Origin of the sequence: Meiothermus rufus DSM 22234 (assembly GCF_000423425.1) — a bacterium.
Taxonomy (GTDB): Bacteria; Deinococcota; Deinococci; order Deinococcales; family Thermaceae; genus Meiothermus; species Meiothermus rufus.
This window is the reverse complement of the sequence record NZ_AUHY01000070.1, coordinates 1-13,283: the sequence shown is the minus strand read 5'-3', so window position 1 is coordinate 13,283 and position 13,283 is coordinate 1. Positions and strand designations below refer to the sequence as shown.

Genomic DNA, 13,283 nt, shown 5'->3' with positions numbered 1-13,283 from the left:
GAGCAAAAACCAGGTTTTCAATGTCCCCAAGCCGATTTCTCGGCTTGCGCGAACCCCCCTGGGTTTGGCTGCTTGCTTGGGGTTCGCGCGTTGAGGATAGATTATCAGAAATTGTCGAGGTTGGCGCAATGGAGAGTAACCAGCCCCGTTAGACTGGGTTTTTGTGGGACTACCTTCACTAAACGACGTCATCGTGGCCATTGCCACCCCACCCGGCAGAGGGGCAGTGGGCATTGTGCGGGTCTCGGGTATGGGCAGTTTAGAGCTGGTCTCGAGGCTTTGGGTGGGGAAAAACCCCCACAAGCTTGGAGGGGGTCGGTTTACCTTTGGTAAAGTCCGCGATCCGGCCAGCGGGGAAATTCTCGACGAAGCGTTGTTGCTGGTTTTCCGAAAGCCCCACTCCTACACCGGGCAGGATAGTGCCGAGGTGCACACCCATGGCTCACCCGCTGTGCTGCGCCGCGTAGTTCAGATGTTGCTCGAGCAGGGCGCCCGGCTGGCCCAACCAGGCGAGTTCACCCTTAGGGCCTATCTAAATGGAAAGATGGATCTAGCCCAGGCCGAAGCGGTGCTAAGTCTGGTAGAAGCCGAGTCAGACGCAGCCCGGCGGCAAGCCTTGCGCGGGCTCAGTGCGGAGCTATCGCGCAAAATTGAGCAGCTTTCTGAGCGACTTTTCGACCTACTAGCCCACATTCAAGCCTGGCTCGACTACCCCGAAGAAGGCGTAGAGCCAGCCCGGGTACAGGAAACCTTAGGGCCTGTGCTGGAGGAAATCCGGCGCTTACTAGCCACTGCTAGCGCCGGGCGGATTGCCCAGAAAGGCGCGCGCATCGCCTTAGTGGGGGCTCCCAATGCGGGCAAGTCCAGCCTGCTCAACGCCCTATTGGGCTACCAAAGGGCCATCGTAACCCCTATACCCGGCACCACCCGCGACTACCTAGAAGCCCCCCTCGAGCTGGCCGGGGTGCCCATAGTGGCCATTGACACCGCGGGAATACGCCCCACCGACGACATCGTAGAAAGAAGCGGGGTGGAGCACGCTTTGCGAATTGCCCAGGAAGCCGACCTAGTGCTCTACCTAGCCGACCAAAGCCAGCCCCGGCCCACCCCGCCCAACCTACCCTGGGAACGCACCATACAGGTGGCCACCAAGGCCGACCTTCCCCCTGCCTGGCACGACCCGGCTTTCCTTCGGGTCTCGAGCCAAACCGGCCAGGGCCTAGACGAGCTGCGCCAGGCCATTCACGCCCGCCTGTTGGGCCAGGCCCCCCAGGGCGAGGTCTGGGTCAGCAACGAGCGCCACGTGGAGGCTTTACGCCGGGCCGAGGCCCACCTAAAAGAGGCCCTAGAGGCCCCCGACGACCTCGCCGGGCTTTCCCTCGAGGCCGCACTAGGAGCCTTGGGGGAAATCCTGGGCAAGGATGTACCCGAAGAGGTGATTGAGCGGGTTTTCCGCAACTTCTGCGTGGGCAAGTAAAATCGGGCAGGGGGGCTTGTGGGGCAACACAGGGTCGTTGTGGCCAAACCCAGCCTACGTACCTACCTGGTAGCGGTAGGGCTGATGGGCATGGGGCTGGTTTTGCTGGTTCTATGTGGGGTGGGCTGGGTGCAAGGGGTGGAACCGCGCTGGTCGGTGGGGCTGTTCGCCCTGCTGGGGCTGTACACAGTGGCCTTGGGGCTAGCGGCCTCGAGGTTCACCCCGACCGTCTGCGCATCCACAGCTTTGGCCGCTGGGAGGAACACTCCCTGGCGCAAATCCAGGGCATAGATGCCTTGCGCGACATCCTGGGGGGTAGCTTGCTGCTGGTGCTGCCCAAGGCCGATGGGATCGCCATCCGGGTACCCTTGCGGCGCTACGCCAATGCGAAGGAGCTTGCCCAAGCTCTGCTAGACGCGGCCTGGCTGGGCAATAAAGAGCTAGCGGTCATGCCTCGGGTGGCCCGGCGCTGGGGAGAGCCCCCTTTGGGCGTTCTTGCCCAGAAAAAAGCCCGCCGCTCATAGGCCGGTGGTTGTACACCTCCGGCCTTTACCCCCTATGATTGAGGCATGGAACTGGCCTGGGTAGGAGCCGCTTACGTCTTAGGACTCCTGGCCAGCCGGCTGGGCCTGCCCCCTTTGGTGGGGTACCTTGGGGGCGGGTTTGTGCTTTGGGGAATGGGCTATCAAAACAGTGGGTTGCTCGAGTCCATCGCCCATGTGGGAGTGCTGCTTTTGCTCTTTACCGTGGGGCTCAAACTGCGCTTTGCCAGCCTGGTGCGCCGGGAGGTGCTAGGGGTGGGGGGTATCCACCTGGTGCTTTTCGCTTTGCTCCTGGGGCTTATTCTGGTTTTTCTGGGGCTACAAAGCAACGCTGCACTTTTCCTGGGTACCGGGCTGGCCTTCTCCAGCACCGTGCTGGCGGTCAAGCTCTTAGACGATAGACGCGAGCTTTCCACCTTCCACGGGCGCATTGCGGTGGGCATCCTGATCCTGCAAGACCTGGTAGCAGTGGGGCTGCTGGCCTACGCCGGGGTCAAGAACCCTACCCCCTGGGCCCTGCTGCTTTTGGCCCTGCCCTTGCTGCGCCCGGTGGTGGGGTGGCTGCTGGAGAAAAGCGGTCACGACGAACTCTTACTGCTCTATGGGCTAGGTCTGGCTTTGGGCGGGGCCAGCCTGGCCAAACACCTGGGGATCTCCCCTGAGTTGGGGGCTTTGCTGATAGGGGCGGCCCTGGCCAGCCATCCACAGGTCTCGGAGCTTTCCCGCACGCTGTGGGGCCTGAAAGAGGCCTTCCTGGTGGCCTTCTTCTTGCAGATTGGCCTAATGGGCCTCCCTGGGCTGCAAAGCCTGCCTTTGGCCTTGGGCCTTTTGCTGCTGTTGCCCTTGAAGGCAGCGCTCTTCTTCGCTTTGTTTGTCGCCTTTGGCCTACGGGCCCGCACCGCTTTTGTAACCAGCGTAGCCCTTACCAGCTACAGTGAGTTCGCCCTGATTACCAGCGTGGCTGCGGTGGAAGGGAACCTCCTGCCGGAGTCCTCAAGCCAGCTAATGGGCTTAGTGGTGGCCGCCTCGCTGGCCCTAGCCGCCCCGCTCAACCGGGCGGTGCACCACCTGTATCAGCGCTACGAAGGCTTCTTGCTGCGCTACGAGCGGAAGGGCCGACATGCCGACGATGAGCCTACCGGACTGGGGGGAGCCCAATGGCTGGTGGTGGGCATGGGGCGCACCGGTGGCGCGGCCTACAAAATGCTGGAAGGCCAGGGGGAGCGGGTGCTGGGCCTGGATGCCGACGAGGGCAAGCTCGAGGCCCATCGGCTCAAGAAGCGCCAGGTACGCTACGGCGACGCCGAAGACCCCGAGCTGTGGGAAAAGTTGGACCTTACTGGCCTGAAAGGGGTGCTCCTTACCCTACCCGATACCGAGGCCAAGCTAAGGGCTATCCAGGGCCTCAGGGCTCGAGGCTTCCAAGGCACCATTGCCGCCACCAGCCACCATCGCGAGGAAGACCCCCTGCTGGAGCAAGCCGGGGCTACCCTGATCGGCCACCCTTTTGCTGAGGCGGGCGAGCGCTTGGCCGAACGGGCTTTGGGGCTCAACCCCACCGCTGAGGAGGAAGAAGCCCAAAGCGCAACCTCGGGCGGCTAGCGTTGGGCCAAGGTCCAGTGCTTTTTGCCAATCCCGTTTATCTTTTGCACCGTAAACCCAGCCTGGGCCAGCCCACGGCGCAAGCAGCCGGCCACCGAGTAGGTGGCCAGGTAAGCCCCCAGCTGGGCCGCAACATAAAGCCTGCGCAGCACGGGCAACTGCCAGGGCTCGGGGTTGACCGCCGGACTGAAAGCATCGAGGTAGATGGCGCTGGCCCACTGGGGGGGGAACTGGGCTTGAGCGACATCCTCGAAGCGCACTTCGAGGCGGCCCCATGATCCTTCCAGCACTAAGGGCCCCCTCGAGGAGGGCCAGCTCGAGCACACCTCCTGCCAGACCTGCGCGGCCTGGGGCGAGAGGGGCAACGCCACCTGGGCCAGCACCTCTGGCGGAAGGGGAAAAGCCTCGTAGCTAAGGTAGTGCAGGTCTACCCCTCGAGCCAGGGCGTTTTCCAAGGTGGCGCGGAAGTTGACCCCCAGGCCAAAGCCCAGCTCCAAAACCTGGGGTGCGGGGTGCCGATGGGTCTGGGTGGCCCTTAGATACAGCGCGTTGGCCTGGGTCCAGGCCCCATAGCGGGAGCTATAGGCCTCGCCAAACTGCGGGTGTACCAAGGTGGGCGAGCCATCGGCGGTCTTTAATAGTTGAAATCCCTCAGGTATCAACTTCCACCTTCTGGGCTTCCTGCTGCATCACGGCCCAGAGCGCTTCCACATGCCGCTCTTCGGTGGCCTCGGCCCCAAAGGAAACCCGCACCATCCAGCGCCCCTTGAGCAAGGCTGGGGTCAGGAAGGCCCGCCCGCCCTGGTTGACCCGGGCCACCCAGTCCTGGGTATGCCGGTCGAGGGCCTCGGGCGAGAGGCCACCGGGGTTGTAGCGCAAACAGACCGTTTGCAACACCACTGGGGCCAGCACCTCCCAACCGGGGGTCTTCCGAGCCTGGGCCTCGAGCCACTTGGCGTGGGCCAGGTCGCGCCGCAGACGAGCTTGCAAGCCCTCTACCCCCATATCGCGCAGGGCGAACCAGATTTTCAAAGCGCGGAAGCGCCGCCCCAGAGGAATGCCCCAGTCCTTGTAGTTGCGCACCGCTCCATCGGCAGCCGAGTGCAGGTAGGAAGGGTTGGTTGACATAGCCCGCACCAGATAGGCTGGCTCGCGCACGTAGTACAGCGAGCAGTCGAAGGCCACCCCCAGCCACTTATGCGGATTGATAACGATGGAATCGGCCTGCTCGATACCCGAGAACATCCAGCGGCACTCCGGCAAAATCATGGCCGAGCCAGCCATTGCCGCGTCCACGTGAAGCCAGATGCCATATTTCCGGCAGACCTCGGCGATGGGTTGCAGGGGGTCAATGGCGGTGGTTCCGGTGGTGCCGATGGTCGCGACCACGGCGCAGGGTTTGCGCCCATTGACGATATCGTGCTGGATGGCCGCCTCGAGCATCTCCAGGCGCATGGCATGAGCCGAGTCGGTCTCGATCAGGCGCAGGTTTTCGCGGCCCAGTCCGGCTAGTAGAACCGCCTTAGGCACCGAGCTGTGGGCCTGGTCAGAAACATAGACCGTGAGGGGCCTTTCCTCTGCCTGTAGGCCGCCGCGCTCCTGGGCGTACTGGGTGGCCCACTCCCGGGCGGTGAGCATAGCCACCAGGGTTCCGCTCGAAGCAGTATCCTGGATGACGCCTTGGAACGTGTTCGGCAGGCCAAACATCTGGCGCAACCAGTCGGTCATCACCTCCTCCACTTCGGTAAGGGCCGGGCTGGCCTGCCAGGTAATGCCCGTCTGGCCCAGCCCGGTGGCCACCAGGTCGGCCAGCACCGAGGAAAGAGGGGCATTGGAGGGAAACCAGGCAAAGAAGTTGGGGCTTTGCCAGTGGGTCAGGCCGGGGAATAGGGCCTCTAAGTCTTGTAGTAGCCCCTCCCAGTCGCCCCCCTGCGCAGGCGGAGTGGCAGGAAACAGGGCCCTGACCTCCCCCGGCTTCACCTGGGCCATCACCGGGAAAGCCTCGAGGTTAGCACGGTACTCGGCGATGGAATCGATAAGCCGATAGCCTAGACGCTTGAACTCTTCTGGCGACATACCCCCACCTAAACCACTACCAGGGCCAGGGCTCGAGCCGCTCCTTGCCCAAGTAGGGCTGCACTGCCTTGGGCACATAGACGGTGCCGTCTTCGTTCTGATGGTTCTCCAAAAGCATGACCAGGATGCGCGGGGTGGCTAAAGCGGTGTTGTTGAGGGTATAGGCGTAGCGCACCTTGCCCTCTTGGTCGCGGTAGCGCAGGCCGGCCCGGCGGGCCTGCCAGTCTAAAAGGGCCGAGCAGGAATGGGTCTCGCGGTAGCGGTTTTCGCTGGGTACCCAGGTCTCGAGGTCTACCTGGCGGTACTTGCCCAGACCCATATCCCCGGTGGAGACCTCGATGACCCGGTAGGGTAGCTCCAAGGCCTGCAAAATCTCTTCGGCCAAACCCAGCAAGGTCTCGAACCAGCGGTTAGACTCCTCCAGATCGGCCCGGCACAACACGTACTGCTCGACCTTGTTGAACTGGTGTACCCGCATCAGGCCGCGCACGTCCCGGCCCGCGGAGCCAGCCTCACTGCGGAAGCAAGGGGAAAGGGCGGCGTAGGTTTTGGGTACCTCCTCTTCACTCAGGATTTCCCCGGCGTGCAGGTAGTTGAGCAGCACCTCGGCGGTGCCCGCCAGGTAGGCCTCCCCGCCGTTTACCTCGTAGACCTGGTCGCGCGCGGTGGGAAACTGGCCGTGGCCCCAAAGGGCTTCCTCCTTGGTCAGGCTGGGCACGCTTAGGGGGGTGAAGCCAGCCTGCACCATCCGGTCGAGGGCGAAGCGCAGTAGGGCTTGCTCGTAGAGCATCAGGTCACCGCGCAAAATGTACGAACGCGAACCCGAAACCTTGGCGGCCCGCTCGAGGTCGGCCCAGCCGTTTTTCTCTATCAGGGCCACGTGGTCGAGGGGCTCGAACAAAAAGGTACGAGGCTTGCCGTGTACCCGGGTTTCGCGGTTAAAGGAGTCGTCCGGCCCTACCGGAGCCCCCTCCCAGGGGATGGTAGGGGTGAGGTAGAGCAGGTTTTTGAGCTGTTTTTCCAACTCACGCAGCTCGGGCTCGAGGTGGGCAAGCTGCTCGCCGATCGCCTTACCTTTTTCCACCATGGCCTGGCGCTCCTCGGGCTTGGCCCGGGCAGCCGCTTTGGCGTTGGCATTGCGCTCGGCCTGAAGGGCTTCCACCCTGCGCCTGAGGGCCTGCACTTCGCGGTCGAGGGCTAGGAGTTGGTCAAGGTCGAGCGATACGCCTTTCTGCTCGATGGCCCGGCGCACCGCCTCGGGGTTTTCGCGGATGAATTTGAGGTCTAGCATATAAGCGTTTGTGTCGTGCTAAACGTTGTCTACTCGATAACCCGGGGCACCTTGAACTGGCCTTCTTCTTGCTCGATGGCCACCGATAGCACCTCTTCTTGAGAAAGGGAAGGGCGCACCTCGTCGGGACGCAGGCGGTTGGTTATCGTCACCGGGCGGGCCAGCTCCGGCAAACCCTGGGTGTCCAGCTCTCCCAGCTTTTCGAAGAAAGCCACAATCGAGCGCAGCTCACCCTCGAGCCGGGCCTCCTCCTCTGGGGTAAGGGCCAGCCGCGAGAGCCTGCTTAGGTGCTTGACCAGCTCAGGCGTAATTTCCATACCCGCCATTCTACCCCCATATCCGCGCCCCTAGCTTCCAGCCCAAGGCGGGAGAACCCCGTGTAAAATCCCCCTTTGTGGACTACTCCCCCATCGCCCTACTCTATCAGTTGCAGTACGAAAACTACGCCGACGACCTGGAGTTTTACACCCGACTGGCCCAAGACTACGGCGGCCCTGTGCTGGAGCTAGGTGCGGGCACCGGACGAGTAGCCCGGGCCCTAGCCCGGTTGGGTTTGGAGGTGTGGGCCCTCGAGCCTGCGGAAGAGATGCGCAAGCTAGGGGCCAGGCACACCCGCGATCTAAAGGTAAAGTGGCTCCCTGGGGACATGCGCCGGCTCGAGCTTGGGCGCCAATTCCCCCTTATCATCGCCCCTTTCAACGCCCTGATGCACCTTTACACCCTGGAGGAGCAAGACCAAGCCCTCCAGGGCATCGCGGCCCATCTGGAGAAGGGGGGGCGCTTCGCCTTCGACCTATACAACCCGGCTCATATCGGGCCGGCTGGGGTTTTGCAGCACGAGGGAAGCTATGGCCCCACCCAGGTCTTTCTCTACCAGGAGCACCATCCCATCGCCCAGGCCCTTCTTACCCACTACCTGGTGGATACTACATCGCCCAAGGGCCATCTGCGCCGCCAGCACCACACCCTTACCCAGCGCTACTACACCCGCTATGAGCTTGAGCGCTGGTTAAGGGCTTTTGCCTTCGGCTATCGCCTCTACGGGGGTTTTCACAAAGAGCCGTTGCTGGCGGAAAGCCCGGTTTTTGTGGTAGAGGCCTGGCGTTCTTAGTACAAGTGATGCATTTATGTTATATTTTTCACAATAACTCTGCTAGTGAATATCATATCTAATGGCTATTCACACCCACCCCTCGCCCCTTGGGATTTTTCACCCTGAGCGATAGCATACGCTCATGAGAATCGAAGCTGCCGAGCTCCGCTTGATCACTTTGCCCCTAAAGTTCCGCTTTGAAACCTCCTTCGGCGTACAGACCGAGCGCCACCTTATCGTCCTAACCCTATTCGGTGAGGGGCTGGAGGGCTACGCCGAGACGGTGATGGAGTACACACCCCACTACCGTGAGGAAACCCTACCGGGGGCCTGGGCCCTGCTGGAAAACCTGCTGCTGCCCAAGGTTCTGGGCCGGGACTTTGCCAACCCCGAGCAGCTCTGGGCCGAGATCAGCGGTTTCCGGGGCAACCGAATGACCAAGGCGGCTTTGGAGATGGCCTTCTGGGATTTGTGGTGCAAAAGCCTGGGCCAGCCCCTGTGGAAGCTGCTGGGTGGGGTGCGCCAGGAAATACCGGTGGGCATCAGCCTGGGTATCGAGCCCAGCCTCGAGAGCACCCTGGAGAAGGTGGGCCAGGGGCTGGCCGCGGGCTACCGCCGCATCAAGCTCAAAATCAAGCCCGGCTGGGACATCCGCCCAGTGATGGCCGTGCGCGAGGCCTACCCTGAGGCCACCCTTACGGTAGATGCCAACTCCGCCTATAACCTGAACGACATCGGCACCTTCTGCGCTTTGGACGCGGCCCGGCTGGACTACATCGAACAGCCTCTGGCCTTCGATGACCTTCTAGACCATGCTAAGCTGCAGTCGGCTATCACCACCTCCATCTGCTTAGACGAGTCCATCACCTCGCCGGAGGACGCTCGCAAGGCCCTGGAAATCGGGGCAGGCCGGGTCATCAACATCAAACCGGCCCGGGTGGGGGGCATCTTGGCCAGCCGTAAGGTGCACGATATCGCCCAGAGCTATGGGCTGCCGGTCTGGATGGGGGGTATGCTCGAGGCCGGGATTGGCCGGGCAGCCAACATCCACGTGGCCACCCTGCCCATGTTCACTAAGCCTGGGGATACCAGCAGCGCCAGCCGCTACTGGCAGGAGGACATCATCGAGGAAGGCTTGGAGGCCACCCAGGGCCTGATGCCGGTACCCCAGGGCCCCGGCTTGGGCATCACCCTCAAGCGTGAGTTAATCCAGCGCCTGACGGAGAAATCGGCCTACATCGCCTGAGCTATGCAGACCCTCATCCGCGAACTGCACGACCCCGAAGAGATCGCCCAGATTCCCCGACTGGAAGAGGCCATCTGGAACGACCCCAACGACACCCTGCGCACCGGCACCCTGATGGCCTTGGTGCACGAAGGGGCCCTGCTGGCTGGAGCCTTTGCGCAAACCCCGGACAGCGGGGCTGCACCCAGCCTGGTAGGGTTTGTCTTCGGTTTTCCCACCAACCGGCCCGACGAGCACCACTCCCACATGGCGGGGGTGCTCCCGGCCTACCAGAACAGCCAGATCGGCTATCGGCTCAAACTCTTCCAGCGTGACTGGGCGCTGTGTCACGGCTACGAGAGGGTGGTCTGGACCTTCGACCCCCTGCGCGGGGCCAATGCCCACTTCAACCTGCGCAAGCTAGGAGCCACCTTTCAGCGCTACATTCCCAACTGCTATGGCCCCATGGGGGGCATTAATGCTGGGGCCCCCTCGGACCGGGCCTATGCGGTCTGGGAGCTGCGCTCTTCCCGTGTGTTTAGCCGCATCTACGCCCCCCCGCCTCCGGTTCGGGTAGAGGGCCTGCCCCAAGCCAACCGGCTCCTTGGCCAAGAGCCGGTGGACCTCGAGCTCGGCCTGGAAGCTCCCCGCATTCTGGTGCAGATTCCCGAGGACTGGGGCCAGATTCTGCGATCCGATCCCGCGCTGGCCCTGCGCTGGCGCCTGCACAGCCGCGAGCTTTTCACCCACTACCTCAGTCGGGGCTACCGGGCGGTAGACTTCGTGCGACAGCCTAACCGCTATGTGCTGGAGAGGACCTGAATGGAGCTAAAGCCGGTCATCTGGACCGCCGAGGTGGTCTACCTGGGCTTTGGGACACCCATGCTAGAGGGCGGGCTGGTGGTGGTTGGCCAACATGTGGTGGCCAGTGGCCCTTTGGCTGAACTGCAGGCCCGCTACCCCCAGGCCCCGGTGGTACCCAAGGGCAGAGCCCTCACCCCCCCGGTGGTCAATGCGCATACACACCTCGATCTTTCTACAATACCCCCCTACCCACCTAACCCTGAAGGCTATACCAGCTTCATCCAGCACGTTATCGAGCACCAGGCCTGGCGTACCCCACAGGCCGTAGCCCAGGGGCTAGAAGAGCTCAGGCGGCTAGGTGTAGGAGGGTTTGGCGATATTGCCTACCGGCCCGAGGGGGTGGAGTGGCTGCTAGAGCACGGCACTTTCGACGCGCCGTGGCAGGGCGCGGTGGTCTACCTCGAGGTCATCCAGCGCGACCCTACCCAGGCCGAGGCGGTAACCCGCAGACTGGCCCAGCAGCTAGCGGCCTGGCGCCGCAAAAACGAACGGGTGCGGGTGGGCCTCTCGCCCCATACCCCTTTCAACGTAAGCCCCGAGCTGCTGAAAAAGCTGGTGGAAGTGGCCCGCCTCGAGGGCTTCCCTTTACAGATGCACGTGGCGGAAAGCCCCGAAGAAACCGAGATTATGACCCAAGGCACCGGGCGGCTGCAGGAGATACCCCGGCGCTATGGGTTCCCCCCCTACCAAAACCTCCCCGGCACCACCCCGGTGCGCTACCTGGCAGAGCTGGGGGTGCTGGGGCCCCACCTCACGCTGGTGCATGGGGTTGAGGTCGATGAGGAAGAGGTAGTGATGCTGGCCCAGTCGGGTACCCGGGTGGTCTCCTGCCCCCGCAGCAACCAGGCCTTGGGCTGCCGGCCCTTCCCCTGGGCGCTGTACCTGAAACACCGGCTCGAGGTGGCCCTAGGCACCGATTCCCGCGCCAGCAGCCCCGATCTGGACGTACGCAACGAGGCCTTGTTTTTGTGGGAACGGGTGGACCCTCGGGTGTTGGTGCGGGCCGCTACCCGCAACGGCTACCGGGTATTGGGCCTACCCACCCCGCGCATTACCCGTGGAACGCCTGTGGCCCAGGTACAATCCTGGTAGGGGGCCTCTCCCCTCTTTACTATGCAAATCGGCGCGCTCATCCTCTACAGCGCTTTTGTGGGTGCCCTCACCGGGGTTTTCGCCGCCGGTTTTGTGTTTTTGCTGGGGGCTTTACAGCGCTATTTGCTAGGGGAGACCCTGGGCTACTTCCCCCCTGGCCTGCCAGGGGAGGGTGGCCTGTTGCAGATTTTTCGGGGGCCGCACTTCGGGTGGCTGGCCCTGCTGCTCCCGCTGGTCTTCGCTGCCTCGAGCTACCTGGGCTCGGGACGGGGGTTAGGCTGGCTGCTGGCAGCCTACCGGGCGGGCCAACCGGTGCGGGCGGTGGAGTATTTTCGCGGCATCCTGGGGGCCTTGGTGCAGCTTGGGGCGGGCTCGCCCATGGGCCGGGAAGGGCCCATGGCTGCCCTGGGGCTATGGGTGGGCAGTGCCCTGGGCCGGCGCATCCCCTTGGGAGAGTCCAGCCGCTTCTTGCCTTTTGCCGGTATGGCCGCTGGGTTCGCCTCGGCTTTTCACGCCCCCATGGCCGGAGCACTTCTGGCCAGCGAGATGGTGTACCGGGGGCTGGCCCTCGAGGTGGGGGCTCTGGCCCCGGCCCTCATCGGAGCCCTGGCCGGGTTTACCATCTACGGCTTTATACACGGCTATGGGCCTTTGCTGGAGCTGCACCCTGGAGGCCTGGCCTGGCCCCAACTCCTCTTTGGCCTGGCCATCGGTCTGGTCTGCGCTGGGGTAGGTACCCTCTGGCTCGAGGCCGAGCGCCTCCTTCAGCGGGCCCTAAGCCATTTGCGCTTTGTCGTGCGGCACACTCTGCTGGGAGCGGTACTGGCTGGCGTGTTGCTGCTTATGCCGGAGGCCTTGGGCAGCAGTCTGGCCTGGGTACAGATGGGCACCTCGCCCATCCTGAGCCTGCCCTTTCTGGGCATGCTTTTTCTGGTGCAGCTCGGTCTGCTCATTCTGGGGGGTGGGGTGCGGGCCTATGGCGGGCCACTTACCCCTGCACTGGCCTTGGGCGGCCTGAGCGGGCTGATTCTGGGGCAGATGCTAGGCCAGGTCTTTCCCACCCAAGCCCCCCCTGCCGAGACCGCTGCTTTGGTGGGGATGTGTGCCCTTCTGGCCGGAATGGCCCGGGCCCCTTTTGCCGCGGTGGTGCTGGCCGGGGAAATGGGCGGGTATGGCCTGCTACCCCTCACCCTGGTGGCGGCCTTCGCAGCCTATACGTTCACTAGCCCACGGGGTAGCCTCGAGGTGGACGCGGCTAGCCTAAATAGGCATGAGCCAGCGGAGCCTCGGCCTGAAAGCGCTCTGCAAACTGCACCCCAGCCTCAGCCCCCAACCTCGAGCGATTCGCCCTGAAGGCTTCCAGGCTGTAGGCCCACTGGTAGAAGTCGCGGTAGAAACTAAAGACCCGCTCGGCCACGGCCTGGCCTTCCTCCCCTACGTCCACGTACACTGCCGGGCGGGGGATATCGCTGCGATAGTAGTGCAACAGCCGCACCGGCTCGCGGTGGGGCTGGCCTACCAGCTTGGGAATGCGGCAGAACTTCAAAGCGGAAAGGGTGGCCCAGTAGGCCGCACGGTGATCGGGGTGGACATCGTGAGGGTTCCAGGTCAGCACCACATCCGGCTTCCAAGCCGCCATAACCTGGGCAATGGCCAGAGCCTCCTCCCGGCCCCCGCTCAGGCTCCCATCGGCAAAATCGAGAAACTGTGCCTCGGCTCCAACCATAGCGGCTACGGTATGCCCGTGGCCCTCGCGAATCCGGGCCACTTCGGCTGGGGGGGTGTCGCCAAACTGGCTGGCCAGCTCACCCCGGGTGAGCCAGAGAATCTTGGCGGCATCACCGCGCATCACGTGTTTGGCCAAGGTGCCACAAGCCCCTATCTCGTCATCGGGATGGGAGAAAACCGCTAGAAGTCGCACGCCCTAAAGTATACGCCTCAGCTGAACCCGGACAAACACATGTGAGACTCTAAGCTGGGATAAAAAGAGGGGAACCAACCAAGAAAGGAGGTTCCCCAGG

At 63.4% G+C, this 13,283-nt stretch carries 13 protein-coding genes; 8 read left to right on the top strand and 5 right to left on the bottom strand.

Going from position 1 to position 13,283, the window contains the following annotated elements; genetic code table 11:
* Positions 1–163: 163 nt before the first annotated feature.
* The 3 genes from mnmE (at position 164) to G552_RS0111690 (ending at position 3,621) form a co-directional block, all read left to right on the top strand.
* On the top strand, positions 164–1,477 hold the full coding sequence (gene mnmE / locus G552_RS0111700) for a tRNA uridine-5-carboxymethylaminomethyl(34) synthesis GTPase MnmE (protein ID WP_027883208.1): 1,314 nt from the start codon (positions 164–166) through the stop codon (positions 1,475–1,477).
* A gap of 113 nt (positions 1,478–1,590) precedes the next feature.
* Complete coding sequence (locus G552_RS15360) at positions 1,591–2,001, top strand: hypothetical protein (protein ID WP_245575190.1); 411 nt, start codon at positions 1,591–1,593, stop codon at positions 1,999–2,001.
* A gap of 45 nt (positions 2,002–2,046) precedes the next feature.
* The gene (locus tag G552_RS0111690) at positions 2,047–3,621 is read left to right on the top strand and encodes a cation:proton antiporter family protein (protein ID WP_027883207.1); all 1,575 of its coding nucleotides are present in this window, start codon (positions 2,047–2,049) and stop codon (positions 3,619–3,621) included.
* On the opposite strand, the gene mnmC2 is transcribed toward G552_RS0111690, so the two are convergent.
* Genes mnmC2 through gatC form a run of 4 tightly spaced genes read right to left on the bottom strand, consistent with a single transcriptional unit; the run spans position 3,618 to position 7,305 of the window.
* Positions 3,618–4,283, bottom strand: coding sequence for a tRNA (5-methylaminomethyl-2-thiouridine)(34)-methyltransferase MnmC2 (gene mnmC2, locus G552_RS0111685; RefSeq protein ID WP_027883206.1), 666 nt, complete (start codon positions 4,281–4,283; stop codon positions 3,618–3,620). The two genes, G552_RS0111690 and mnmC2, sit on opposite strands and share 4 nt — an antisense overlap.
* A complete protein-coding gene (locus G552_RS0111680) occupies positions 4,273–5,697 on the bottom strand; it encodes a pyridoxal phosphate-dependent decarboxylase family protein (protein ID WP_027883205.1) in 1,425 nt (474 codons plus the stop codon). The genes mnmC2 and G552_RS0111680 overlap by 11 nt, the downstream gene beginning before the upstream one ends.
* 16 nt (positions 5,698–5,713) lie before the next feature.
* Complete coding sequence (gene serS, locus G552_RS0111675) at positions 5,714–6,988, bottom strand: serine--tRNA ligase (protein ID WP_027883204.1); 1,275 nt, start codon at positions 6,986–6,988, stop codon at positions 5,714–5,716.
* Between the two features lie 29 nt (positions 6,989–7,017).
* The gene (gene gatC / locus G552_RS0111670; protein WP_027883203.1) at positions 7,018–7,305 is read right to left on the bottom strand and encodes an Asp-tRNA(Asn)/Glu-tRNA(Gln) amidotransferase subunit GatC; all 288 of its coding nucleotides are present in this window, start codon (positions 7,303–7,305) and stop codon (positions 7,018–7,020) included.
* Positions 7,306–7,382: 77 nt separating this feature from the next.
* Here gatC and G552_RS0111665 point away from each other — a divergent pair, with 77 nt between their 5' ends.
* The 5 genes from G552_RS0111665 (at position 7,383) to G552_RS0111645 (ending at position 12,615) form a co-directional block, all read left to right on the top strand.
* Positions 7,383–8,099, top strand: coding sequence for a class I SAM-dependent methyltransferase (locus G552_RS0111665; RefSeq protein ID WP_027883202.1), 717 nt, complete (start codon positions 7,383–7,385; stop codon positions 8,097–8,099).
* 124 nt (positions 8,100–8,223) lie between these two features.
* Positions 8,224–9,327 carry an o-succinylbenzoate synthase gene (gene menC / locus G552_RS0111660; protein WP_027883201.1) on the top strand — a complete coding sequence of 368 codons (1,104 nt, stop codon included), beginning with the start codon at positions 8,224–8,226 and terminating at the stop codon, positions 9,325–9,327.
* Between the two features lie 3 nt (positions 9,328–9,330).
* Entirely contained in the window at positions 9,331–10,128 is a 798-nt protein-coding gene (locus tag G552_RS16350) for a chorismate synthase (RefSeq protein WP_027883200.1), read from the top strand.
* Positions 10,129–11,262 (top strand): amidohydrolase family protein, encoded by a 1,134-nt coding sequence (locus G552_RS16345; protein ID WP_027883199.1) that lies wholly within the window; start codon positions 10,129–10,131, stop codon positions 11,260–11,262.
* 21 nt (positions 11,263–11,283) lie between these two features.
* Positions 11,284–12,615, top strand: coding sequence for a chloride channel protein (locus G552_RS0111645; protein ID WP_027883198.1), 1,332 nt, complete (start codon positions 11,284–11,286; stop codon positions 12,613–12,615).
* Here G552_RS0111645 and G552_RS0111640 read toward each other — a convergent pair.
* A complete protein-coding gene (locus tag G552_RS0111640) occupies positions 12,518–13,183 on the bottom strand; it encodes a PIG-L deacetylase family protein (protein WP_027883197.1) in 666 nt (221 codons plus the stop codon). The two genes, G552_RS0111645 and G552_RS0111640, sit on opposite strands and share 98 nt — an antisense overlap.
* Positions 13,184–13,283 lie beyond the last annotated feature (100 nt).